The sequence below is a fragment of the Streptomyces thermoviolaceus genome (assembly GCF_045209695.1).
Taxonomy (GTDB): domain Bacteria; phylum Actinomycetota; class Actinomycetes; order Streptomycetales; family Streptomycetaceae; genus Streptomyces; species Streptomyces thermoviolaceus.
The window spans coordinates 3,346,605-3,368,065 of sequence record NZ_CP109280.1; the positions used below are offsets into that span (position 1 = coordinate 3,346,605).

21 protein-coding genes are annotated in these 21,461 nt (G+C 70.9%); 15 read left to right on the top strand and 6 right to left on the bottom strand.

Features of this window, described 5'->3' with window-relative positions; genetic code table 11:
* Window positions 1-104: 104 nt before the first annotated feature.
* Together OG899_RS14670 and OG899_RS14675 are read left to right on the top strand one after the other, a co-directional pair.
* Window positions 105-542, top strand: coding sequence for a Fur family transcriptional regulator (locus tag OG899_RS14670; protein ID WP_125497173.1), 438 nt, complete (start codon window positions 105-107; stop codon window positions 540-542).
* A gap of 10 nt (window positions 543-552) precedes the next feature.
* Window positions 553-1,518 carry a folate-binding protein YgfZ gene (locus OG899_RS14675; protein ID WP_125497172.1) on the top strand — a complete coding sequence of 322 codons (966 nt, stop codon included), beginning with the start codon at window positions 553-555 and terminating at the stop codon, window positions 1,516-1,518.
* A gap of 32 nt (window positions 1,519-1,550) precedes the next feature.
* Here OG899_RS14675 and dtd read toward each other — a convergent pair whose 3' ends face one another.
* Window positions 1,551-1,976 carry a D-aminoacyl-tRNA deacylase gene (dtd, locus tag OG899_RS14680; RefSeq protein WP_125497171.1) on the bottom strand — a complete coding sequence of 142 codons (426 nt, stop codon included), beginning with the start codon at window positions 1,974-1,976 and terminating at the stop codon, window positions 1,551-1,553.
* A gap of 251 nt (window positions 1,977-2,227) precedes the next feature.
* On the opposite strand from dtd, the gene OG899_RS14685 reads away from it, so the two are divergent.
* The 3 genes from OG899_RS14685 (at window position 2,228) to OG899_RS14695 (ending at window position 5,843) form a co-directional block, all read left to right on the top strand.
* Window positions 2,228-2,968, top strand: a complete 741-nt coding sequence (locus OG899_RS14685; RefSeq protein ID WP_125497170.1) for an aerial mycelium formation protein — start codon at window positions 2,228-2,230, stop codon at window positions 2,966-2,968.
* Window positions 2,969-3,062: 94 nt separating this feature from the next.
* Window positions 3,063-4,400 carry a GNAT family N-acetyltransferase gene (locus OG899_RS14690; RefSeq protein WP_189427808.1) on the top strand — a complete coding sequence of 446 codons (1,338 nt, stop codon included), beginning with the start codon at window positions 3,063-3,065 and terminating at the stop codon, window positions 4,398-4,400.
* A 534-nt stretch (window positions 4,401-4,934) separates the two neighbouring features.
* Window positions 4,935-5,843, top strand: coding sequence for a winged helix-turn-helix domain-containing protein (locus tag OG899_RS14695; protein WP_125497168.1), 909 nt, complete (start codon window positions 4,935-4,937; stop codon window positions 5,841-5,843).
* Between the two features lie 141 nt (window positions 5,844-5,984).
* Here OG899_RS14695 and OG899_RS14700 read toward each other — a convergent pair whose 3' ends face one another.
* Window positions 5,985-6,173, bottom strand: a complete 189-nt coding sequence (locus tag OG899_RS14700) for a hypothetical protein (RefSeq protein ID WP_125497167.1) — start codon at window positions 6,171-6,173, stop codon at window positions 5,985-5,987.
* A gap of 170 nt (window positions 6,174-6,343) precedes the next feature.
* Between OG899_RS14700 and OG899_RS14705 the strand changes: the two genes are divergently transcribed.
* From OG899_RS14705 to OG899_RS14725, 5 genes are all read left to right on the top strand, one after another.
* Entirely contained in the window at window positions 6,344-7,219 is an 876-nt protein-coding gene (locus OG899_RS14705) for a winged helix-turn-helix domain-containing protein (RefSeq protein ID WP_125497166.1), read from the top strand.
* Window positions 7,219-7,962 (top strand): HAD family hydrolase, encoded by a 744-nt coding sequence (locus OG899_RS14710; protein WP_229813862.1) that lies wholly within the window; start codon window positions 7,219-7,221, stop codon window positions 7,960-7,962. Before OG899_RS14705 ends, OG899_RS14710 begins: the two co-directional genes overlap by 1 nt.
* A 47-nt stretch (window positions 7,963-8,009) precedes the next feature.
* Window positions 8,010-8,903, top strand: coding sequence for a winged helix-turn-helix domain-containing protein (locus tag OG899_RS14715; RefSeq protein ID WP_189427807.1), 894 nt, complete (start codon window positions 8,010-8,012; stop codon window positions 8,901-8,903).
* A gap of 250 nt (window positions 8,904-9,153) precedes the next feature.
* Window positions 9,154-11,301: a phosphotransferase family protein gene (locus tag OG899_RS14720; protein WP_229813860.1), complete on the top strand. Its 2,148-nt coding sequence runs from the start codon at window positions 9,154-9,156 to the stop codon at window positions 11,299-11,301.
* A 35-nt stretch (window positions 11,302-11,336) separates the two neighbouring features.
* On the top strand, window positions 11,337-12,224 hold the full coding sequence (locus OG899_RS14725) for a hypothetical protein (RefSeq protein WP_189427806.1): 888 nt from the start codon (window positions 11,337-11,339) through the stop codon (window positions 12,222-12,224).
* A gap of 90 nt (window positions 12,225-12,314) precedes the next feature.
* On the opposite strand, the gene OG899_RS14730 is transcribed toward OG899_RS14725, so the two are convergent.
* Window positions 12,315-13,025, bottom strand: coding sequence for an N-acyl homoserine lactonase family protein (locus tag OG899_RS14730; RefSeq protein ID WP_189427805.1), 711 nt, complete (start codon window positions 13,023-13,025; stop codon window positions 12,315-12,317).
* A gap of 362 nt (window positions 13,026-13,387) precedes the next feature.
* Here OG899_RS14730 and OG899_RS14735 point away from each other — a divergent pair, with 362 nt between their 5' ends.
* From OG899_RS14735 to OG899_RS14745, 3 genes are all read left to right on the top strand, one after another.
* Complete coding sequence (locus OG899_RS14735; RefSeq protein WP_168131698.1) at window positions 13,388-13,987, top strand: helix-turn-helix domain-containing protein; 600 nt, start codon at window positions 13,388-13,390, stop codon at window positions 13,985-13,987.
* A 73-nt stretch (window positions 13,988-14,060) separates the two neighbouring features.
* A complete protein-coding gene (locus OG899_RS14740) occupies window positions 14,061-14,828 on the top strand; it encodes a hypothetical protein (RefSeq protein ID WP_125497159.1) in 768 nt (255 codons plus the stop codon).
* 133 nt (window positions 14,829-14,961) lie between these two features.
* Complete coding sequence (locus OG899_RS14745; RefSeq protein WP_185867818.1) at window positions 14,962-15,306, top strand: DUF2516 family protein; 345 nt, start codon at window positions 14,962-14,964, stop codon at window positions 15,304-15,306.
* A 205-nt stretch (window positions 15,307-15,511) separates the two neighbouring features.
* Here OG899_RS14745 and OG899_RS14750 read toward each other — a convergent pair whose 3' ends face one another.
* The 3 genes from OG899_RS14750 to OG899_RS14760 form a co-directional block, all read right to left on the bottom strand.
* Window positions 15,512-16,897 (bottom strand): PP2C family protein-serine/threonine phosphatase, encoded by a 1,386-nt coding sequence (locus OG899_RS14750; RefSeq protein ID WP_189427804.1) that lies wholly within the window; start codon window positions 16,895-16,897, stop codon window positions 15,512-15,514.
* A 284-nt stretch (window positions 16,898-17,181) separates the two neighbouring features.
* Window positions 17,182-18,297: an NlpC/P60 family protein gene (locus OG899_RS14755; protein ID WP_189427803.1), complete on the bottom strand. Its 1,116-nt coding sequence runs from the start codon at window positions 18,295-18,297 to the stop codon at window positions 17,182-17,184.
* Between the two features lie 135 nt (window positions 18,298-18,432).
* Window positions 18,433-19,170, bottom strand: a complete 738-nt coding sequence (locus OG899_RS14760; protein WP_229813873.1) for a class I SAM-dependent methyltransferase — start codon at window positions 19,168-19,170, stop codon at window positions 18,433-18,435.
* Between the two features lie 380 nt (window positions 19,171-19,550).
* Between OG899_RS14760 and mshA the strand changes: the two genes are divergently transcribed.
* A complete protein-coding gene (mshA, locus tag OG899_RS14765; RefSeq protein WP_125497155.1) occupies window positions 19,551-20,888 on the top strand; it encodes a D-inositol-3-phosphate glycosyltransferase in 1,338 nt (445 codons plus the stop codon).
* Window positions 20,881-21,381, top strand: coding sequence for a YbjN domain-containing protein (locus OG899_RS14770; protein ID WP_125497154.1), 501 nt, complete (start codon window positions 20,881-20,883; stop codon window positions 21,379-21,381). Before mshA ends, OG899_RS14770 begins: the two co-directional genes overlap by 8 nt.
* The last annotated feature ends 80 nt before the right edge of the window (window positions 21,382-21,461 follow it).

A 21,461-nucleotide genomic window follows, 5' to 3' on the forward strand; every position in this document is an offset into this window, starting at 1 on the left:
CGTCCGAAGGCCGTGCTCCGCACCGTCCGAAGACCGTCCCCGGGGGACCGGCGGGCCTGCGCGGGCCAGCCGTGATCCTCACGACACGGCCTAGACTTCCAGATGTGGTGAGCACCGACTGGAAGAGCGACCTCAGGCAGCGTGGTTACCGGCTGACGCCGCAGCGGCAGCTCGTGCTCGAAGCCGTGGACACCCTGGAGCACGCGACCCCCGACGACATCCTCTGCGAGGTGCGGAAGACGGCGTCGGGGGTCAACATCTCCACCGTCTACCGCACGCTGGAGCTGCTGGAGGAGCTGGGCCTGGTCAGCCACGCCCACCTCGGCCACGGGGCGCCCACCTACCACCTCGCCGACCGCCACCACCATCTGCACCTGGTCTGCCGGGACTGCGACGACGTCATCGAGGCCGACCTGGAGGTCGCCGTCGAGTTCACCGCCAAGCTGCGCCGCGAGTTCGGCTTCGACACCGACATGAAGCACTTCGCCATCTTCGGTCGCTGCCAGAACTGTTCGGGAAAGCGGCCGGACGGCGCGTCGTAGGCTTGCTCGTATGAAGAGCCCTCTGCTGTCCCTGCCCGGCGCCGTCGCCGCCGAAGGCGCGGACGAAGGTGTCGCCGCGCACTACGGTGATCTGTTCCGCGAGCAGCGTGCCCTCGCCGACGGCACCGGCTTCGTCGACCTCTCGCACCGCGGCGTCGTCACCGTCTCCGGCGAGGACCGGCTGAGCTGGCTGCATCTGCTGCTCACCCAGCACGTCAGCGAGCTGCCCGCCGGACAGGCCACCGAGGCGCTGATCCTGTCCGCCCACGGCCACATCGAGCACGCGCTGTACCTGGTGGACGACGGCGAGGCGGTCTGGGCCCATGTGGAGCCCGGCACCCAGGAGGCGCTGCTGGCCTACCTGGAGTCGATGAAGTTCTTCTACCGGGTCGAGATCGCCGACCGGACCGCCGACACCGCCGTCGTGCACCTGCCGGCCGGTTCGATCACCGAGGCACCCGAGGGCACCGTCGTCCGGGAGACCCCGTACGGCCGCGACCTGTTCCTGCCCCGCCGCGAGCTGGAGGCGTTCGCCGAGAAGGCCGGCCCTGCCGTCGGGATCCTCGCCTACGAGGCGCTGCGCGTGGAACAGCACCGGCCGCGGCTCGGCTTCGAGACCGACCACCGCACCATCCCGCACGAGCTGGGCTGGATCGGCACGGCCGTGCATCTGAACAAGGGCTGCTACCGGGGCCAGGAGACCGTGGCCCGGGTGCACAACCTGGGCAAGCCGCCGCGCCGCCTGGTCTTCCTGCACCTGGACGGCAGCGAGGTCCATCTGCCGGCGCACGGCGACGCCGTCCGCCTCGCCGACGAGGGCCCCGACAGCCGCAAGGTCGGTTTCGTCACCACCTCGGTCCGCCACCACGAGCTGGGCCCGGTCGCCCTCGCCCTGGTCAAGCGGACCGTGCCGGTGGATGCACGCCTGATGGCCGGTGACACGGCGGCGGCGCAGGAGGTCGTCGTCGAGCCGTAGGGCCTCGGCCTTCGGGCCTCCACCTGCGGCGGTCAGATCTCCAGCAGCACCGTGAACGGGCCGTCATTGGTCAGCGACACCCGCATGTGCGCCCCGAACCGGCCCGTGGCCACCGTCGCGCCCAGCGCGCGCAGCTGCGCGACCACCTCGTCCACGAGCGGCTCGGCGACATCGCCGGGCGCGGCCGCGTTCCAGGTGGGGCGGCGGCCCTTGCGGGCGTCGCCGTAGAGCGTGAACTGGCTGACGACCAGCAGCGGTGCGCCCGTGTCGCTGCACGACTTCTCGTCGTGCAGCATGCGGATCGACCACAGCTTGCGCGCCAGCTGCGCCGCTTTCTCCTTGGTGTCGTCGTGGGTGACCCCGACCAGGACGCACAGCCCCTCGCCCTCGATGGCCCCCACCGTCTCGCCGTCCACGACGACGCTCGCGCCGTCCACCCTCTGCACCACTGCACGCATGCCGACCATGATGCCGGGCGCCGGGAGGTGCCCCTCGACGGGGGCCGCAGCGATGACATGCCCCTCGGGACACGCCTCTCGGGACACGCCCTTCGGACATGTCCCTCGTCGAAGGGCGGCAGACAATATCGTGCTTCTTTCTGCTTCGTAACCCCCATCCGGGGCTGATCGAGCGTATTCGGGGGCATATCCACCGCTACCGGTGGCACGATGATGACGTACGCGCCGGTCGAGGGGACGGTTGAGAGGCAATGAACACATCAGTCACGGGAGCACCCGGTGATTCGGCTGTCACCGCCGGGACCGATGTGACCGGACTGGCCGGGGTGCTCGGCGGCACGGAGCGCTGTCGACCGCCCGTGCAGCGCACCGACAGCCCGCCGATGCCCGGGACGCTGCCCTCGCCCGGTCGGCGCCCGTCCGCCCCCGCTCCGGCCGCCGACGGTGAACCGGCGCAGCCCGCAGAGCAGCAGGAGGAGCAGCCCGATCTCGCCCTGCTGAGCCTGCCGAAGCTGCGCGCCCTGCGCCGCCGGGCCCAGCGCGACGAGGCCGACCTCAGCTATGTGCGCCGGCTGCTGCAGGGGCGGATCGACATCCTCCGCGCGGAACTGGACCGCCGCGCCTCCGGGGCCGCGGCGGACACCGGAGCGGAGCCCTCCGGCGCGCACTCCTCCGTGGTCGAGCGACTGGCGGAGATCCTCCGCGACGCACCCGCCCGGCAGCGCTCCTCGGCCCGGCATCTCGACATGGGCACCCCGCAGGGCGAGGAGTACCGGGAGCTGGCCGCGCGGATACTGGGCGAGGTCCAGCTCTCCGACCTCAGCGCCCGCACCGACATGGAACTGCGGGTGGCGATGGGCCGGCTGACGGGCTGCGAGCGGAAGGTCTCCCGGCGCCGGCAGCGCCTGCAGCGCACCGCCGACGAGTGCAGCGCGGAGATCGCCCGCCGGTACCGCGAGGGCGAGGCGCAGGTGGACGACCTGCTGGTCTGACGTCCGGGACGTTTGCCGGTGCCCCGCACAACGGCCGCGCCCGGCCGGAGGAAACGGCGTGACACCCCCTGTCGGGGGGGCCTAGGGTCGGGGCATGACCCGCGCGCGCTCCCACACCGGCACCGACGTACAGACCGGCACCGACGTGCAGGCCGGCACCGACGTGCACACCGGCACCGACGTGCACACCGGTATCGCCGTACGCCCGATCACCGAGGCGGAGATCCCCGACTGGATCCGCGCCCACCACAGGGGCTTCCTGCGCACTCCCGAGGTCCCCGAGGACGAGATCGCTGTCCGGCGCTCGCAGATGGATCTCTCCCGCACCCTCGGCGCCTTCGACGCCGGACGGTGCGTGGCCACCTTCCGCTCCTTCGCGCAGGAGTTGACGGCGGTCGGCGGGGCCGCCGTGCCCGCCGACGCCATCTCCCAGGTCACGGTCACCGCCACCCATCGCCGACGCGGCCTGCTCACGCGGATGATGTCCCACGACCTCGCGGCGGCCAAGGAGCGCGGTGACGTCGTCGCCACCCTCATCGCCGCCGAGTACCCGATCTACGGCCGCTTCGGCTTCGGCCCCGCCACCTGGACCACCGAGTGGACCGTCGACGTGCCCCGGGCCGGCCTGGACCCGCGCTGGTCCGGTCCCGAGGACGGCGGCCGCATCGACCTCGTGGACGGCGACGAGGTCCGCAAGCTCGGCCCCGAGCTGCACGAGCAGCTGCGGCGCAAGCAGCCCGGAGCGATCGACCGCTCCGACGTCTGGTGGCAGCTCAACACCGGAGCCGTCCGCCTGGGCAGCTGGCCCTGGACCGAGCCCTTCTACGCCGTCTACCGGGCCGCTGACGGCACGGTGCAGGGACTGGCCGGCTATGTCTGCGACGACACCTGGTCGGACGCCAAGCAGCCCGGGGTCACCGCGGCCGTGAAGGAACTCGTCGCGGTGACGCCGGCCGCCGAGCGCGCCCTGTGGCTGCATGTGTGTTCCGTGGACTGGGTGACGCGGGTCAAGAGCGGCAAGCGGGCCCCGGACGATCTGCTGCCGCTGCTGCTGCCCGACCCGCGCGCCGCGGCGGTCACCACGCACGCGGACTGGCTCTGGGTGCGGATCCTGGACGTGCGGCGCGCCCTCGAGACGCGGACCTACGAACAGCCGGGCACGCTGGTGCTGGACGTCGTCGATCCGGACGGACTGACCGGTGGCCGCTTCCGGCTGGAGACGGCGGACGGCGAGGCGTCCTGCACCCCCACCGACCGCCCGGCCGATCTCACGATGCAGGTGCGGGACCTGGCGAGCCTGTGGCTCGGTGACGAATCCGCGGTGCGGCTGGCGGCGCTGGGCCGGGTACAGGAAGAACGAGCGGGCGCCGCCCGCGTGGCCGACGCCCTGCTGCGTACCTCCAGGCGACCGTGGTGCCCGGACCTGTTCTGAAGCCGCGGTGCTCCTTCCTGACGGGAACGGTGGTGCGGTGCGATGTATCCGTAGCGTGGCTGTTCAGTTGTGGCTGTGCGTGACGATGTCGAGTTGTGGCTGTGCGTACGGTGTTCAGTTGTGGCTGTGCACACGGTGTTGAGTTGTGGCTGTGCGAGACGGTCTTGAATTGTGGCTGTACGAGACGCTTTTGAGTTGTGACGGTGCTGGAAGCCGCTGGTACGGGCTCCCGAAATGACGCTGTTCAGTTGTGGCTGTGCGGGAAGCTTCGGTGTCGTGCTTCCGTTCTGGCACTGTTCAGTTGTGACTGTGCCTCGCAGCTGTCCGCTCGCGGCCGTGCCGTACGGCTCCCGGCTCCCCTCCGGAAAGGAGCGCGTCCGGCCTTCCTCAACTGTCACCCTGGTGGCCAACCTCACGAGATAGCAACCAGGTTGTTCGAGTTGGTCACCAACTCTGTTCTCCTTATCTCCGTTTGGAAGCGACTCATAACCACCCATCGCGGAACTGCCTGAAGATGGCGGGAAGTTGTAGGGTTTGGACGTGGACCGGGAATCCGCCGCCGCCCGTGCGTCGAACAGGTCACATCGGCCACGGGCGTCACACCGTGAAGTGGCCGACGAGTTGAGACGCCGGATCAAGTCCGGTGTTCTCCGGCCGGGTGAGCGCATGCCCACGCAGGCCAAACTGGCCGAGGAGTTCGGCGTCGAGCGCGGTGCCGTGCGCCAGGCTCTGCGCATCCTGCAGTCCGAGCGTCTGCTGACCAATGTGTCCAAGGGGAGCCCTGCGACGGTGGCGCTCGATCCGGCGAGCACCCTCGCCGGGCCGTCCGCGCAGCCGCAGCCGACCACCGCCTTGCTCGCGCCTCGGATCGCAGCCGCCTTCCGGGGGCCCGAGGTGCAGGTCGACGCCCTGTGCCTGACGGCGGTCTCGCTCACCCTCGCCATCGGCGAGCCCCTGCGGCAGATCTATGCCCGGCAGCTGAATCCGGCCAAGATCGACGTGCGGGTGCTGCTGCCGGCCCGGGACATTCCCCTCGCCTTCCCTGCCCCGGTCGACTCGGCCGACGCGGACCCGCTGCGCCGGCGCTGGCTGGCCCAGCGCAACGCGCAGGGACAGGTGCTGCGGCACAATCTGCTGTCCCTGCGCGCCACGCACGGCATCGATGTGCGCGTGTCCTTCCGGGCGCTGCCCTTCACCCCGCCGGTCAAGCTGTACCTGCTCAACGACACCGAGGCGCTGTTCGCCTACTACACGGTGCAGCGTCGCGAGGAGGAGATCGACCAGCGGCAGCTCGAGCTGTACGACGCGCTCGGCTCGCAGTCGATGCTGTTCTCCTTCGCGCGGGGTGCCGGGCCGCGCGACACGGCCTTCGTGGAACAGTCGCGTCTGTGGTTCGACGCGCTGTGGGAGACGATCAGTTCGGACCTCGACTTGTCGAACTGACGTGTAAGTAGCGGACGTCAGGCCTACGGACGTCTCGGATACCGACGGACAAGGACGTCTCGGATAGGGACGTCTCGGATAGGGACGTCGACCGGCCGGGCCGACGACGCGGCGGGTGTGACGGACCCGCCGCACCGCCTGTCAGAGGGCCGGGCCGGCGACCAGCATCGCCAGCACCACGGCGCCGACGGAGCTGAGGGTCGGGCTCTTGGCCTTCAGGCCGGCGCTCAGCAGCATCAGGCCGACGACGCCCACGATGCCGTACTTGACCTGGAGAAGCTGCTCGAAGCAGACGACGAACAGCGCGGACACGATCGCGAGAGCGGGCATGGGCGGTTCCCCCTTCCGACGTTCTGGGCGGGTTGGTAACGGGGGCACTTCGAAGCTAAGCCAACTCCGGCCAAGTTGGCAACCAACTTCGCCTTACTTGTGCCCACTTGGCAGCGAAACGTAAACCAAGTCGAGTTCATCTCCCGCCAAGTGGAAGGGAGTTGTAGCGTTTGGTTGTGACCCAGGAGAACGTGGCCGTGAACGGCAGCCGCAAGAGCTCGGCCCAGGAGATCGCCGACACTCTGCGGGAACGGATCCGTGCCGGTGAGCTGAAGCCCGGGGACCGTCTGCCCACGCAGGCCGAACTCGCCGAGGAGTTCGGGGTGGAGCGCGGTGCCGTCCGTCAGGCGCTGCGGGCCCTGCAGGAGGACGGCCTGCTGACCAACGTGACCAAGGGCAGCCCGCCCACCATCGCCGAGGGCCGGGCAGGACGCGAGGAGCCGAAGCCGACCATGGTGGGTCTCGGCCCCCGGCTGACGGAGGCCTTCCGGGCACGGCGGGTGAGCATCGACGTGGTCTGTCACACCGCGGAGACCTTGATGGTGGCGCTCGGCGAACCGTTGCGCCTGATCCACGAGGGAACTCTGCATCCCGACGCGATCGACGTACGGATCATGCTCCCGTCCCGCAACATCTCGTTGGCCTTCCCGGTTCCGGCCGGCGAGGGCGGGGACGAGGTGGTGCACCAGCGCTGGCTGGGCATGCGCAACGCCCAGGGCAACGTCCTGCGGCACAACCTGCTGGCGCTGCGTGCGACCCACAACATCGACGTGCACGTGTCCTTCCGTGCACTGCCGTTCACCTCGCCGGTCAAGCTCTATGTGATCAACGGTGAGGAGGCACTGCTCGGCTACTACACCCTCACCCGCCGGGCCGAGGAGTGGGGCGGCGAGACGCTCGACATGTACGACGCGCTCGGCTCGCAGTCCCTGCTGTTCTCCTTCGCCCGCAACGGCGGGCGGCGCGACGCCGCGTTCGTCGAGGAATCGCAGAAGTGGTTCGACGCCCTCTGGGAAACGATCACCACGGAGATGACACTCTCCTAGTGACCTCTGACCAGACGCACACCGAAGGGGCGGCGGCGCGGTCCGCTGCCGAGGCGGGAGATCTGCGGAGTCTGATCGAGGGCGCCCGGGTGGTGCTCTGGGACTTCGACGGCCCGGTCTGCCGGCTGTTCGCCAGGCACTCGGCCGAGCGGGTGGCGAAGGGGATGGTGGACTGGCTGGCGGGCCGGGGGCTGAGGGGGCTGCTGTCGGAGGACGAATCGGAGCTGTCCAATCCGCACGCAGTCCTGCGCGCTGTGGCGAGTCAGCGGCCCGACAGCGGCCTGGTCATCGAGCTGGAGGCACGATTGACGGAGGAGGAACGTCGCGCTGCCTCTACCGCCTGGCCCACGCCGTACGCCGACCCGCTGATCCGTACCTGGACGAAGCGTGGCCGACGGCTTGCCGTGGCGACCAACAACTCACCCGTCGCGGTGCGCACCTACCTCAAGAGCCGCGGATTGGACGCCTGTTTCACTCCGCATGTTTACGGGCGGACACGGGACTTGAGCCTTCTCAAGCCGAACCCGTACTGCCTGAATCGCGCCCTCGATGCGACGGGTACGGCCCCTTCGGAGGCGTTGATGATCGGAGACAGCTCCTTCGACTACGAAGCCGCTGCGAGCGCCGATGTGCCTTTCCTCGGTTACGCCTGTACTCCAGAGAAGGCTCGACTGCTCAGGGAGTCCGGCACCACGGTGATCGTTGACTCCTTGGAACCGGTACTGCGAATCCTGCGTGGGTAGACCTATCCCTCGGTTTGCCTGCGGACCGCCGGCGGTACCGTCCGGACATGGGCGTGAAGCGTGGCGACGGCGGGCGCAGGGCCTTCGACCGGCTGTCCGGTGAACTCCGAGCCCGGATGACGGACGGCACCTATGCGCTCGGCTCCTCCTTGCCGTCCCAGCGGGACATCGCGGAGGAGTTCGGGGTCTCGCGGGACACCGTCCAACGGGTGTTGCGCGAACTGCGCAACGAGGGGTGGATCGAATCCCGACAGGGCAGTGGCTCGCGTGTCGTCAAGACCCAACGCATACACTCCTCCGCCGCCAAGGCCACCCGCTCCCGCAGGGGAGTGACGCTCGGTCCGTTGATCAGTGAGGCGTTCGAACAGTCCGAAGTGACGTTGGACGTCTACACGTTGACGTCGGAGTCGCTGGACGCGCACATCCGGCTCCAGGCGGAGCGGATCAGGGGCGGCTTCATCCATCCGCGCCGCATCGCCCTGCGCATTCTGCTGCTCTCCCCCACGCTTGAGCTGCCCTATCCACGGGGACTCGACGAGGCGGACACTCCCCGTCTGCGGGGCCGCCTGCACGCCATCACCGCCAGGCACACCGAGTCGCTGCGCGGTGTGCTGCGAGACCTGCTCGCTGAAGACCTGGTCCCCGAGGTCGACGTGCAGATCCGGCACGTCCCGCTGGCCCCGGCGTGCAAGCTGTACGTGATCAACGGTGCTGAGGTCCTCTTCGGGCCGTACGAGGTGATCGAGCGGCCGGTGGTCCTGGACACCGGGGAGGAGGTCAGGGCCCTGGACGTGCTGGGGCTCGGCGCCACTCTCATCCACCATGTGCGCGAGGCGAACCCCGATGCGCCCGGCTCCGTCTTCGTCACCTCCATGCAGGCCTGGTACGAGTCGCTTTGGGCCAAGCTGTCGACCCCGTCCACGGTAGTCGGCCACGAGTGAGCCCTGGGGCCGGCGAGACGCCCGTGCTGCTGTAGCATGCCCGCACCGTCGCAGCAAGATCTTGGGCACGCCACCCCGCCGTGCCGGTCCAAGGGGCGAGCAGGCGTCATGACATGACCGCACGTGTACCTTTTGTCATAATGTGACCATTATGTGAGTGCTGGGAGCGGTCGTGAGTGCATCTCCTTCTTCCCGTCCTCTCCGCGGGGAACGCGCCGCTCGGGTCGTCCACGCATTCGCACAACTCGCTGTGGCGAAGGGCCTGGAGAGCAGGGGCCAGCACCATCGCAACTACGTGCTTCCCCTGACCGAGCTCGTGGCGCGGCTGCTGAACGTCGAGGCAGGGACGTTGGTGACCGTTCGGTTCCGCCGGGCGGATGTGCTTCCTGTGGTGATCCGTACCTGGGACGAAGAGGCCCGGGTTGTTGACGCCGTGCGGGATGCGGTGCCGGCGACACCCGCATGCTTGGTCCGGCTGGACGGCTTCTCAGTGCACGCATATGTGGAAGGCGTTCCTCTGTCGAGCGTGTGCGCGGACGGCAAACCCGTCGACACTCTGCTCGTCAATGCGCTGGCTGAGCTGCTGGCCCGTATGACTCATGTACGCCGGGAGGCGCTGCCTCCGCTGCCGCCCGAGTGGCCGCGCAACGACAAGGACAGCCAGGGGTTTTTGCGTACCCTGGTTCGCCGCGCGGACCGGCAGATTCGTCAGCCCAACGAGCCTGACTTTGGTGGACTGTTCGCGGCCTTGGGCATTCCAGAGGACGCGCTTGTACGGCTGGCCGACCGGATTCCGGCCATGGCGCGGCGACCATACAGCTTGCTTCATGCGGACCTGCACCGTGACAACGTGATCAGACCGTGCGGTGGTGATCCGCTCCTCGTCTGCATCGACTGGGAACTGGCCACCTACGGCGATCCCCTGCACGACCTCGCCGTGCACCTCGTCCGGATGCGCTACCCCCGTCATCAGTGGGGCGAAGTGATCGACGCCTGGGCCTGTGCCATGGACCGGGTCCGGCCCGCTGCCGTCAACGGACTGGGCAAGGACCTGCGGCACTACCTGGCCTTCGAACGGGCCCAGTCCGTCTACCCCGACGTGATGCGCACGGCCGAGGCCCTGCAGCACGCACCTGACCAGGACGGCCTGGACGAGGCGGCGGCACGGGTGCACCGGGCGCTCCAGACAGCGGCCGAACCGCTGGGATTGCGGAACGTGCCGGACCGTGCCGGGGTCGAACGGGCCCTGTATCGCTGGCGGGCCTCACGCACCGCTCTGCGCGGCGGACCGGGCCGGACACGCGGGAGGATCGAGTGGTTCCCGGACCGGCGGCTTCCCGAACGGCCGGACTTCCCGGCCTTTGCCGTCGACCACGCCCTGGTCGCCGAGGGCATGGCACCGGCCGGCCGGGTGTTCAAGGGCACCGCTCACCTGAACTCCGTGGTGCGGGTGCCCGGCGTGGCGAGCCCGGTCGTGGTCCGGCGAGAGCTGCCCTCCTTCTGCCGCCGGGAACCCAGTTACCTCAGCGAGCACGCGGTGCTGCGGGCCATCGAACAGTCCGGGGCGCCGGTCGCCGCGCCCCGCGTGCTCGCCCTGGGCCGCAGTCACCGTGACGAGCAGTTCGCGATCCACACCTATGTTGGCCCGGAAGACACCGGCCGCCCGCCCGGCCACCCGGTGCACGGACTGCTGCCGCACGAGGCGGACGGCCTCGTCGACCAGCTGTGCGCACTGACGAAAGTGGACTACACGGGGCTCGACCCCGTCGGGGGCCGGGAGAACTTCTTCGGCTGGCTCTGCGAGGAGTTGGTGCGCCTGGTGAAGGAGCTGCCGCAGGATTCGCAGCGGCTGGCCTGGCACCTCGGGCTCCCCGACGCCGACCGGCTGCACCAGATCCTGAGCCGGTACCGCGTCGGCACCCGGCGCCCCGCCCTGCTACATGGCGACCTCAATCCCTGGAATCTGGTCCGCAGCGACCACCCTCTCGCGTTGACGATCATCGACTGGGAGATGGCGCTGATCGGCGACCCGCTGTATGACCTGGTCCGGCACATGCACCTCACCCCGACCCGTCCGGAGATCCGTGCGCGGATGTTCCGGCGCTGGGAGCGCGGACTGCCCGAGGAGTACACCGCCGGCTGGCAGCGGGACTGGCCGGTGTACCGGTGGGTCGAGACGGTCCGCTCCGCCTACATTGACCTGGACCGTTTGGTGACCGGAGTCGGCCTGGACGCGCCCAATGTCTCGCGGGCTGTCGACTCGTACGTGCTGACCCTCGAGGCAGCTGTGGGATTTTTGGGTCTGAAGACTCGCTCCGAGGTGCACCCATGTCTTGCCCGGTTTCTGGGCTGGAGAGACCATGGTCTGACGCGATCCGGTTCGTGCGCGACCGTGTGACGAAATGTCGAACGGGTCGAGGGACGGGGGCGTACATGGCCGAAGGTACCAGGATTCGTTCTGACGACGGCATGGGCCGCAGGATCAAACGTTTCCAGGATCGTTACGAACCCATGGTCACCCGTCTCGTGCTCCTGGGCATCTTCGCCAGTGGTCTGCTGGGTCAGTTCGTCAAGCCGGTCGGCGACGCCCTGGAAGGCAAGGTGTTTGTCGGCGGCGCGCTGCTCAGCCTCGTCGCCTATGTACTGTACGACCAGGTCAGGGAGCTGACCTCCTCGGTACGTCCGGCCGCTCGCGCACTGGTGAGCTCGACTGAAATCGGAATGTTCGTCCGGGAGGCCTTCCAGGCCCGTAGGGTGGAGATCGCTTTTCTCGGATATACGGGTGAGACGTTGTACAACGCGCTCTACCACCGTCTGGAGGACCTTTTCGACAATCCCGGGCCCACTCGACGGGTGAGCATTCGCATGCTGGTGCCCGACTTCGGGATGCCCATGACCGTGCCGTCACGGGTGGGTTCCGACGGGCGTCCGGTGGACGATCCTGATTTCCGCAAGCGCCTGGAGAGGCGTTGCCGGGAGTACGATCATGTCCTCTCGGGCCTTGCCGAACGCCTCACGGAGAACAGCAGGGTGACTGTGGAGTGTTCGTACCGGCTCTATCCCGGCATCCCACGAGACAAGATCTGCATCTTCAACCGCCAACAAGTCCTGCACGGTCTGTACGACCTGTCCGCGCGTATGCGTCTGGAGCATGCGGGGCCTGAGTATTACGACCCGAAAGGATTCAGAACCGACCTCAGTGTCTGGTCCAGGAAGGGCACGGCTGCGGCAGGGGCTGCCGTGAGCATCTGGAGCAAACACTTCGACGACTTGTGGAATCTCGCCGTACTTCCGCCGTGGCGGCAGGGCGTCGGTGGATGACCGCTCGACGCATTGCGGCGTGATCGGTGACGGACGGTTCTGCTGCTGCGCGACGGGGTGATAGAGCGTGCACCCCGCGAGCCCCCTGGCTCAGCAGCCCCCGTCCGCCGGCTCCCACACCGAGCAGTCGTGGGCGAACAGCACCCGGCGCGGATCGAACGCGGCGAGCCGGTCCAGCCACGACCGGTAGGGCGGCAACGGCTGTTCGACGCCGTCGAGGGCCGCGCGGCGGGCCAGCTGCGCGGACGCGAACTCGGAGGCGAAGTCGTGCGCCTGGCCGGCGAGGACCACGGTGCCGTCGTCCTGCCGGACGACCAGCGACTGATGGCCTGCGGTGTGCCCGGGCGTCGGAACGATCCACACACCCGGCCGGATCTCGGCCTCGCCGGTGATCTCCTCGTAGCGCGCGCCCGGGAAGTCGATCAGCTCGTCGACGGTGTAGCCGCTCCGGCGGGCGGCTTCCAGCTCGGCCGATTGCACCACGACGGGCGTGCCGGCCAGGAGCGGGTTCCCGTCGCAGTGGTCGAAGTGCAGGTGACAGTTGACGACCAGGGAGACGTCGTCGAGGGCGACGCCGGCGGCCGAGAGGGCGTCCGGCAAGGCCCTCCGCCGTGGCCGGTAGTGCGCCTCGGTCTCGGGGTCCGCGTCGCCGATGCCGGTGTCGAAGAGGATCGGTCCCTGCTCGTGGCGCACCAGGTAGGCGAGGACGGGCTCCACGCGCGGGTGCGGTCCGCCGGTCTCCGACGCCGGCCGGACGAAGTGTCCGAGGTCGAGCCGGCGCACTGTGCTGTTCGTGCCCATGCGCTCATCCTGTCCGGGTGGCCGTGGCCTGTCCCGCGGCTCTGCCGACGGCAGAACGGCACGCCGACGGTCACTGCGGCATCCCGGCGAGGAAGGCGTGATCGTGCGCCGCGAGACAGGCGTCATCCGGTGCCCCGTCGGCGCGTACCGCAGGTGGTGCGCACCGTCGTCCAGGGTGACCCGCCGCTCGGACGGCCCCCGCGGACCACACGGAACATGCAGGACGGCGGACCACGCGAAGCACGCAGGACACGCAGGACACGCAGGACGTGGGGCCGGCCGGGGGAGGGGGCACCCGTAGGTGTGCACTCTTGCAAGCGGTGTGCTTGCAATTGTTAGCAGGGCTGGGGCATGGTGAAGTCATGGCATCGCTCAACGTCGGCAATCTCGGTGAGTACCTGCGCGAGCAGCGGCGCAACGCCCAGCTGTCGCTGCGGCAGCTCGCCGATGCCGCCGGGGTGTCCAACCCGTACCTGAGCCAGATCGAGCGGGGGCTGCGCAAGCCCAGCGCGGAGGTGCTCCAGCAGGTCGCGAAGGCGCTGCGCATCTCCGCCGAGACGCTGTACGTCCGCGCCGGCATCCTCGACGCCGAGCGCGACCGGGACGAGGTGGAGACCTGCGCCGTCATCCTCGCCGACCCCACGCTCACCGAGCGCCAGAAGCAGGTGCTGCTGCAGATCTACGAGTCCTTCCGCAAGGAGAACGGCTACGGCAAGGACGGATCCGGCAAGGACGGATCCGGCAAGGACAGCGGAGCCGGTGCCGGGGACGGCGCCGCCGCGGACCGAGCCGGGGACGCAGCCGAAGACGGCGCCGACGTCCCCGCGGCCGGCGCGGCGCGCGGCGGCGGCATACCGTCCGCCGCCGTCCCCGAGCCGGACGGCGGCCGCCCCGCCTTTGCCGAGCGCCGCACCCGCACGTCCGGCGGCAGTGACACCGAGCCGCGGCCGGCGGCCGGCTGATCCACGGCCCTTGCGCCGGCCCCGCGCGGCACCCCAGACCCCAGCCGAACGCGATCCGAAGGGATCAACACCGATGGCCATCACCGACGATCTGCGCAAGACGCTCAGCGACCCGAGGCCGCTCTACTTCGCCGCGGGCACCGCGGACCTGGCTCTGCGGCAGGCCAAGAAGGTGCCCGCCCTGGTGGACCAGCTGCGCGCCGAGGCCCCGGCGCGCATCGAGGCGGTGCGCACCACCGACCCGAAGGTCGTCCAGGAGCGGGCCACCGCCCGCGCCAAGGAGGCCGCCGACCGGGTCAAGGAGACCCAGGTGACGCTGCAGACGAGGATCAGCCAGTTCCTCACCTCCCTGGACTCCGATCTGAAAAAGCTCAGCACCAGCCTGGACGCCGATCTCAAGCGGCTCGGCGAGACCGCCCAGGACCTCGCCCTGCGCGGCGTGGGCGTGGCCGCCGAGTACGCCGTGAAGGCCCGCGAGACCTACGAGAAGGTCGCCGAGCACGGGGAGCAGGCCGTGAAGACCTGGCGCGGTCAGGCCGCCGAGGGCATCGAGGAGGTCGCGGAGGAGGTCGAGGAGCTGGCCATCGCCGTCGAGCCGAAGGCCGAGCCCACGACCGAGTCCAAGGGGCAGGCGAAGACCGAGCCGAAGGCCGCATCCCCGGCCGCCGCGGCGAAGACCGCGCCGGCCGCGAGCCCGCGGACCGGGGCGGTGCAGGACCGGTCCGCGACCACGGCGAAGAAGACGACGGCGAAGAAGACCCCGGCCCGCAAGACCACGGGCACGAGCGTGAACAAGACCACGGGCACGACCGTGAAGAAGAACACGCCGCCCGCCAAGTAGCGGCGGACGGCCCCGGTCACGGGGCCGTCGGAGAAGTGGACGGTCGAGCGGGCCGGGCACGCGGGCGGTGCCCGGCCCGTTCTACGGGTACGGTGGCCGAGGACCTAATCGGAGGAAACGGGCGGTGGGCGACATGCTGATGATGGGCTTCGCGGGGTTCCTGGGTCTGTTGAAGATCCTTCTGATGGCTCTGGCCGCGTTCGGGCTGGTGGATGCCGCGTTCCGGCGCGAGGACGCCTTCCGGGCGGCGGACAAGCAGAACAAGGGATTCTGGCTGATCGTCCTGGGCCTGGCGCTCGTCGTGAGCTACCTGTTCTCGATCTTCATGTTCCTGCCGGTGATCGGCGCCATCGCGAGCATCGTCTACATCGTGGACGTGCGGCCCGCGCTCAAGCAGGTGTCCGGCGGCAGCGGCTGGGGCCGTCGCCGCGGCAGCAGCAGCGACGGCCCGTACGGGCCGTTCAACGGCGGCCGGTAGGCCCACCGGGGCCGCGGCGCGACAGGCCCACCCGGGCCAGCGCCCGGCCCGCCCGACTACGCGACAGGCCGGGCCGCCGGGTCCGCGCCCGGCGGCCCGGCCGATCGTCGTCCGCCGTCACCGCCGCCGTCGCAGGGCGGTGTGCACCTCTCCCGTCGTCAGCCGGCGTGCCTGCCCCGGTCGCGGCCGCCGCCGTTGCGGCATCTCACGGCCGCCGCTCCAGCATGACCACCGCGACGTCGTCGTTGAGCTCCCCGCCGTTGAGGGCGCGCGCCTCGTTCACGGCCGCCCGCAGCAGCTCCTCGCCGTGCAGTCCCTGATCCAGCTGGCGGCGGACCATGTCCACCATCCCGTCCTGGCCCAGCCGCTCGCCCCCGTCGCCGACCCGGCCCTCGATCAGGCCGTCGGTGTACAGCATCAGGCTCCACCAGGGCCCCAGCTCGACCTGCGTCCGGGGCCAGCGGGCACCCGGGAGCAGGCCGAGGGCGGGGCCGTTGTTGTCGTACGGCAGCAGCCGGGCGGGCCGCTGCGGGGTGATGACCAGGGGGGACGGATGCCCGGCCAGGCACAGGCCGGCGTGCCGGCCGTCCGGCGATATGTCCACCGTGCACAGCGTCGCGAAGATCTCGTCGTTGGTGCGCTCGTGCTCCAGCACCTGCTGCAGCGTGTTCAGCAGATCGTCGCCGCACAGCCCGGCCAGCGTCAGCGCCCGCCAGGCGATGCGCAGTTCCACGCCCAGCGCGGCCTCGTCCGGGCCGTGCCCGCACACGTCGCCGATCATGGCGTGCACGGTGCCGTCGGGGGTGCGCACCGCGTCGTAGAAGTCGCCGCCGAGCAGGGCGCGGGAGCGGCCGGGCCGGTAGCGGGCGGCGAAGCGCAGCGTGGAGCCGTCCAGCAGGGGGGTCGGCAGCAGGCCGCGCTCCAGCCGGCGGTTCTCCTGCGCGCGCAGCCGGCCCTCGGCCAGCCGGCGTTCGGCGATGTCCGAGCGCTTGCGCTCCACCGCGTACCGGATGGCCCGGCTCAGCAGACGTCCGTCCAGCTCGTCGCGGAACAGATAGTCCTGGGCGCCGACGCGGACCGCCTCCGCGCCGCGCTCCGCATCGCCGGACGCGGTCAGGGCGAGCACGGCGTGCCGGGGCGCGAGCCGGAGGACGTGCTTGAGCACGGCCAGCTCGTCGTCGTCACCGTCGTCGGCGTCGGAGCCCGCGGGTGCGGCGGTGCCGGTGCGCGACGGGGCGGGCAGCGCCAGGTCCAGCAGGATGCAGTGGACGTCGTCGGTGAGCAGCCGCTCGGCCTCGGTGAGGTTGCGGGCCGTGCGGACGCGGATCGGCTTGCCGGCCGAGTCGAGCAGCCGGGGCACGATCGGCGAGCCCGCCGGGTCGTCCTCGATCAGCAGCAGCGTGAGCGGGCCGCTGTCGGCAGCGTGCTGAGCGGTGGTCCGATGAGTGTCCTTCTCGACCGTCGTGTCCTTCGGCTCGGTGGTGGTCGTGTGCGGGGCCGGTGCCGCGACGGCGCCGTCGTGGGTCACGGTGGGCGCCGGGCCGCGCTCCGCGGCCGGGATGTCTCGCTGCCGCGGTATGGGCACGGGCATCGTCCTGCGTTTCCTTCCCTCCCCCCGAGGGCGTGGGTGGGTACGGGGTACCGCCCCACCGACGGGGACCTTAGCGGCAGTCGGCGGCGCAGCGGAACGGTGCGGACAGGGGTGCCTCGGCATGGGCGGGTGGCATATGCCGCGAGGAGTACCGGAGTTGGACAGCGCGGCCGCGCTCCGGGATGACGAAGGTCACGTCCCTTCGGGGTTTCGACGGCCGGTGAGGGTGCGGTGGGTCACATGGTCCAGGTCACCGCCGAGTCGCCCGCCGCGGGCGGTGCGGGTCAGTCCGGGTCCGGGCGGACGACCCCCAGGATCGGCATCTCACCGGCGCCCGCCAGGGTCACCGTACGGCCGGGGCGCGGGGCGTGGACGATCCTGCCGCCGCCGACGTAGAGCGCGACATGGCTGGCGTCGTCGAAGTAGATGATCAGGTCGCCGGGCCGCATGTCCTTCAGTGCCACGTGTGTCAGCTGTCTCCACTGCTCCTGCGAGGTGCGCGGGATGGGGTGGCCGGCCGCGGCCCAGGCCCGCGAGGTCAGCCCGGAGCAGTCGTACGTCCGCGGTCCCTCGGCGCCCCACTCGTACGGCTTGCCGATCTGGGCCGTGGCGAAGGCCACCGCCTTGCGTCCCGCCCGGGACGCCGCGGTGCGCAGGTCCTTCAGGACGCCCGAGCCCAGCCAGGCCGCCTGTGCCTTCCGGGCCGCCTGCCGCTCCAGCTCCGCCAGCTGCCTGCGCTGCTCCTTCTCCAGCGTGGCCTGCAGTTTCTCGGCTTCCTCGATCCGCTTCTCGATCCGGGCCCGGGCGGTGTCCTTGGCCTTGCGGGTGGTCTCCAGCGAGGCCAGTTCGCTCTCGGCGCGGTCGGCCAGCTCCCGCAGCTGTGTCTGGGTGCGGGTCATGTCCTCGAGCAGGTCGCGGACCGCGCGCTCGCCCTGCACGGCCCAGCCGGCTCCCTGGAGGAAGGCCTGCGGGTCGTCGCCGAGCAGCAGCCGCGCCTCGGGCGGCAGTCCGCCCGAGCGGTACTGGGCCTGGGCCGCGGCACCGGCCCGGCTCTTGAGGTCGTCCAGCTTCCGGCGGCCCTCGGCGATCTGCTTCTTCAGCCGGTCGACCTCGGCGGCCTGCTGCCGCGCCTTCTCCTCGGCGGCGTTGTAGGCGTCCGTGGCGACCGCGGCGTCGTGGTAGAGCCGGTCCAGTTCGGCGCGGACGGCCTCCAGCCGGCCGTCCACCCCGGTGCCCGGCGTAGCGGCGGGGGAGCCGCCGGTGCCCGGTGGCGGGGAGGGCTCCCGTGCGGAGGCGGACGCCGTGCCCGCCGTCGCCGGCACGACGGCCCCGCACAGAGCGGTCACGGCCGCCGCGAGCACACTGCGTCTGCTCCGTCCCCGACGCACTCCCCGATGCATACGCCCCCACCTGATTTACCGTCGGTAACATCCGGCTCGGTGGGATCGTGCCATGCTCACGGCCAAAACAACAGACTGCCGCAGCCCCGCGTGCCCCTCGCGCGTGCTCCGGTGGCAGGGGAGCGATGCGCCGGGTCAGGTGCGCGGTGCCAGCGCGGCCCACCGCACGGTGACCTCGCCCTGCCGCCAGCGCCCCGGCCCGTCCGTCACCGGCCAGTCCGCGCTCAGGTCGCGGACCGCGCGGATCCACCGCTGCCGGGCACCGTAGGCGGCGTACGGCGCGGCGGCCGCCCAGGCGCGGTCGAAGTCGCGCAGGAAGGCATGCACCGGCTCCCCGGGCACATTGCGGTGTATGAGCACCTTCGGGAGGCGTTCGGCCAGGTCGGAGGGGCGGTGCAGGAAGCCGAGCCGGGTGGCGAAGGTGACCGTGCGGGGCCCTTCCGGGCCGAGGGCCACCCACACGTGCCGCCGCCCTATCTCGTCGCAGGTGCCCTCCACCAGCAGGCCCCCGCGCGAGTGCGTGGTTGCCGGGGCCAGGCGGGCGCACAGCCGTTCCCAGACGGCGGCGACCTCCCCCTCGTGGTACTGGCGCAGCACATTGGCCGCCCGTATCAGCACAGGGCGTCCGGGGACGGGCACCTCGAAGCCGCCGTGCCGGAAGGTCAGCCCGTCGCGCTCGTACGGCCGGGCCGCCGCGACCCGGGCCGGCTCTATCTCCACCCCGACCACGCGCACCCGAGGCGCCGCGGTGCGCAGCCGGCCCAGCAGCTCGACCGCCGTCCAGGGAGCCGCGCCGTAGCCGAGGTCGACCGCCACGGGGTCGGCGGCCCGGCGCAGCTCGGCGCCGTGCACGGCGGCGATCCAGCGGTCCATGCGGCGCAGCCGGTTGGGGTTGGTCGTCCCCCGTGTCACCGTGCCCACCACCGGTGCCCGCCCGTTCGCCTCCGGCCGCCGCGGGTGGGGGAGCAGGGGCGTGCGCACGGTCATGGATACGAGGGTAGGGGGGCACCCGGCACCGAACGCCCCCGCGTCCCGGCGCCGCACGGTGGTGTATGTCACCCGTGCGGGGTGGATGAATGCCAACGGCCGGGTGAGATCCCGTAACGATCGGGCAAAAAACGCCGTGGCGGGTGGGAGTCGGAAATGGAGGCCTTCCGCGCGGTGTTGCCGTTTCCGGGTGCCGCACGCCGTCCGTCCGGCACGCCCGCATCACGACCGGCAGCAGCAGAAGCCCGCACAAGGAGGAACGCCAGGTGGGCCAGTACGTCAGCAGGCTCGGGCGTCGCTCCGCGGCGGGTCCGGCGCGGCTGCGGCTGCACCGCCGCCCCCGGCGCGTCGCCATGCTCTCCGTGCACACCTCGCCGCTGCACCAGCCCGGCACGGGCGACGCCGGCGGCATGAACGTCTACATCGTGGAGCTGGCCCAGCGGCTCGCCGCGATCGGCATCGAGGTGGAGATCTTCACCCGGGCCACCGCGGGCGGGCTGCCGCCCACCGTGGAGCTGGCCCCGGGCGTCCTGGTCCGGCACGTGGACGCCGGCCCCTACGAGGGCCTGGCCAAGGAGGACCTGCCCGCCCAGCTGTGCGCCTTCACCCACGGCGTCATGCAGGCGTGGGCCGGGCATCGCCCCGGCTACTACGACCTGGTCCACTCCCACTACTGGCTCTCCGGCCATGTCGGCTGGCTGGCCGCCCAGCGCTGGGGAGTGCCCCTGGTGCACGCCATGCACACCATGGCCAAGGTCAAGAACGCCCACCTCGCCGAGGGCGACACGCCCGAACCGGCCGCCCGGGTCATCGGCGAGACCCAGATCGTCGCCGCCGCCGACCGGCTGATCGCCAACACCGAGGAAGAGGCCGAGGAGCTGGTCCGGTACTACGACGCCGACCCCGGCAAGGTCGCCGTGGTGCACCCCGGGGTGAACCTCGCCCGTTTCCGTCCCGCCGACGGCCGGGCCGCCGCCCGGGCCCGGCTCGGGCTGCCCCAGGACGCGCTGATCCCGCTCTTCGCCGGCCGGATCCAGCCGCTCAAGGCCCCCGATGTGCTGCTCAAGGCCGTGGGCGTGCTGCTGCGGGAACGTCCCGAGCTGCGCTCCCGCATCGTCGTGCCGGTGGTCGGCGGACCCAGCGGCAGCGGGCTGGCCAAACCGGAGGGGCTGCAGAAACTCGCGGCGCGGCTCGGCATCGCCGACGTCGTACGGTTCCGGCCCCCGGTCGGGCAGGAGCAGCTCGCCGACTGGTTCCGGGCCGCGTCCGTGCTGGTGATGCCCTCCCACAGCGAGTCCTTCGGGCTGGTGGCGATAGAGGCGCAGGCCACCGGCACACCGGTGATCGCCGCCGCCGTCGGCGGGCTGCCCGTGGCGGTACGGGACGGCGAGACCGGTTTCCTGGTCCGGGGCCACGACCCGGCCGACTACGCGCGGGTGCTGCGGCGCTTCGCCGACGAGCCGGAACTGACCGAGCGCATGGGCGCCCGGGCCGCCCGGCACGCGCAGTGCTTCGGCTGGGACTCCTCGGCGGCCGCCACCGCCGAGGTGTACACGGCCGCGGCCCACTGGCACCGCCGTCGCGTACGCTCCCCCCATGGGTGATGTGCAGCAGGCCGGGCAGGTTCTCGAAGCCGTCTTCGCCGACGCCGAGTTGGAGTGGGAGTCTCCCCGGCCCGGGAACTACGTGGTCAAGCTCCCCGGTACGCGCAAGCTGTCCACCACGGTGTCGTTCCTGGTGGGCCGGCATTCCCTGTCGCTCAACGCCTTCGTCGTCCGCCACCCGGACGAGAACGAGGCGGGCGTCCACCGCTGGCTGCTGGAGCGCAATCTGAAGCTGTACGGCGTGAGTTACGCCGTCGATCAGCTCGGCGACGTCTACCTCACCGGACGTCTGCCGCTCTCCGCGGTCACCCCGGAGGAGATCGACCGGCTCCTGGGCCAGGTCGTGGAGGCCGCCGACGGCGCCTTCAACACCCTCCTGGAGCTGGGCTTCGCCTCCGCGATCCGCAAGGAGTACGCCTGGCGGGTGTCGCGCGGCGAGTCCACGCGCAATCTGGAGGCGTTCAAGCATCTGATCGAGCGTCCGGCCGACTGAGGTCTTTCGCTCCCTTCCTCTCGTCCCTTCCCTATCCCACCTCGTCCCGTACGCCCTCTTCCCGGGCGTCGGGTGCGGTG

What these genes read in the sequence shown, in the direction of transcription:
- OG899_RS14675 (WP_125497172.1), top strand. Translation starts at nt 553, where the DNA reads ATGAAGAGCCCTCTGCTGTCCCTGCCCGGCGCCGTCGCCGCCGAAGGC.
- dtd (WP_125497171.1), bottom strand. Translation starts at nt 1,976, where the DNA reads ATGCGTGCAGTGGTGCAGAGGGTGGACGGCGCGAGCGTCGTCGTGGAC.
- OG899_RS14685 (WP_125497170.1), top strand. Translation starts at nt 2,228, where the DNA reads ATGAACACATCAGTCACGGGAGCACCCGGTGATTCGGCTGTCACCGCC.
- OG899_RS14690 (WP_189427808.1), top strand. Translation starts at nt 3,063, where the DNA reads ATGACCCGCGCGCGCTCCCACACCGGCACCGACGTACAGACCGGCACC.
- OG899_RS14700 (WP_125497167.1), bottom strand. Translation starts at nt 6,173, where the DNA reads ATGCCCGCTCTCGCGATCGTGTCCGCGCTGTTCGTCGTCTGCTTCGAG.
- OG899_RS14715 (WP_189427807.1), top strand. Translation starts at nt 8,010, where the DNA reads ATGGGCGTGAAGCGTGGCGACGGCGGGCGCAGGGCCTTCGACCGGCTG.
- OG899_RS14725 (WP_189427806.1), top strand. Translation starts at nt 11,337, where the DNA reads ATGGCCGAAGGTACCAGGATTCGTTCTGACGACGGCATGGGCCGCAGG.
- OG899_RS14730 (WP_189427805.1), bottom strand. Translation starts at nt 13,025, where the DNA reads ATGGGCACGAACAGCACAGTGCGCCGGCTCGACCTCGGACACTTCGTC.
- OG899_RS14735 (WP_168131698.1), top strand. Translation starts at nt 13,388, where the DNA reads ATGGCATCGCTCAACGTCGGCAATCTCGGTGAGTACCTGCGCGAGCAG.
- OG899_RS14740 (WP_125497159.1), top strand. Translation starts at nt 14,061, where the DNA reads ATGGCCATCACCGACGATCTGCGCAAGACGCTCAGCGACCCGAGGCCG.
- OG899_RS14745 (WP_185867818.1), top strand. Translation starts at nt 14,962, where the DNA reads ATGCTGATGATGGGCTTCGCGGGGTTCCTGGGTCTGTTGAAGATCCTT.
- OG899_RS14750 (WP_189427804.1), bottom strand. Translation starts at nt 16,897, where the DNA reads ATGCCCGTGCCCATACCGCGGCAGCGAGACATCCCGGCCGCGGAGCGC.
- OG899_RS14755 (WP_189427803.1), bottom strand. Translation starts at nt 18,297, where the DNA reads ATGCATCGGGGAGTGCGTCGGGGACGGAGCAGACGCAGTGTGCTCGCG.
- OG899_RS14760 (WP_229813873.1), bottom strand. Translation starts at nt 19,170, where the DNA reads ATGGACCGCTGGATCGCCGCCGTGCACGGCGCCGAGCTGCGCCGGGCC.
- OG899_RS14770 (WP_125497154.1), top strand. Translation starts at nt 20,881, where the DNA reads ATGGGTGATGTGCAGCAGGCCGGGCAGGTTCTCGAAGCCGTCTTCGCC.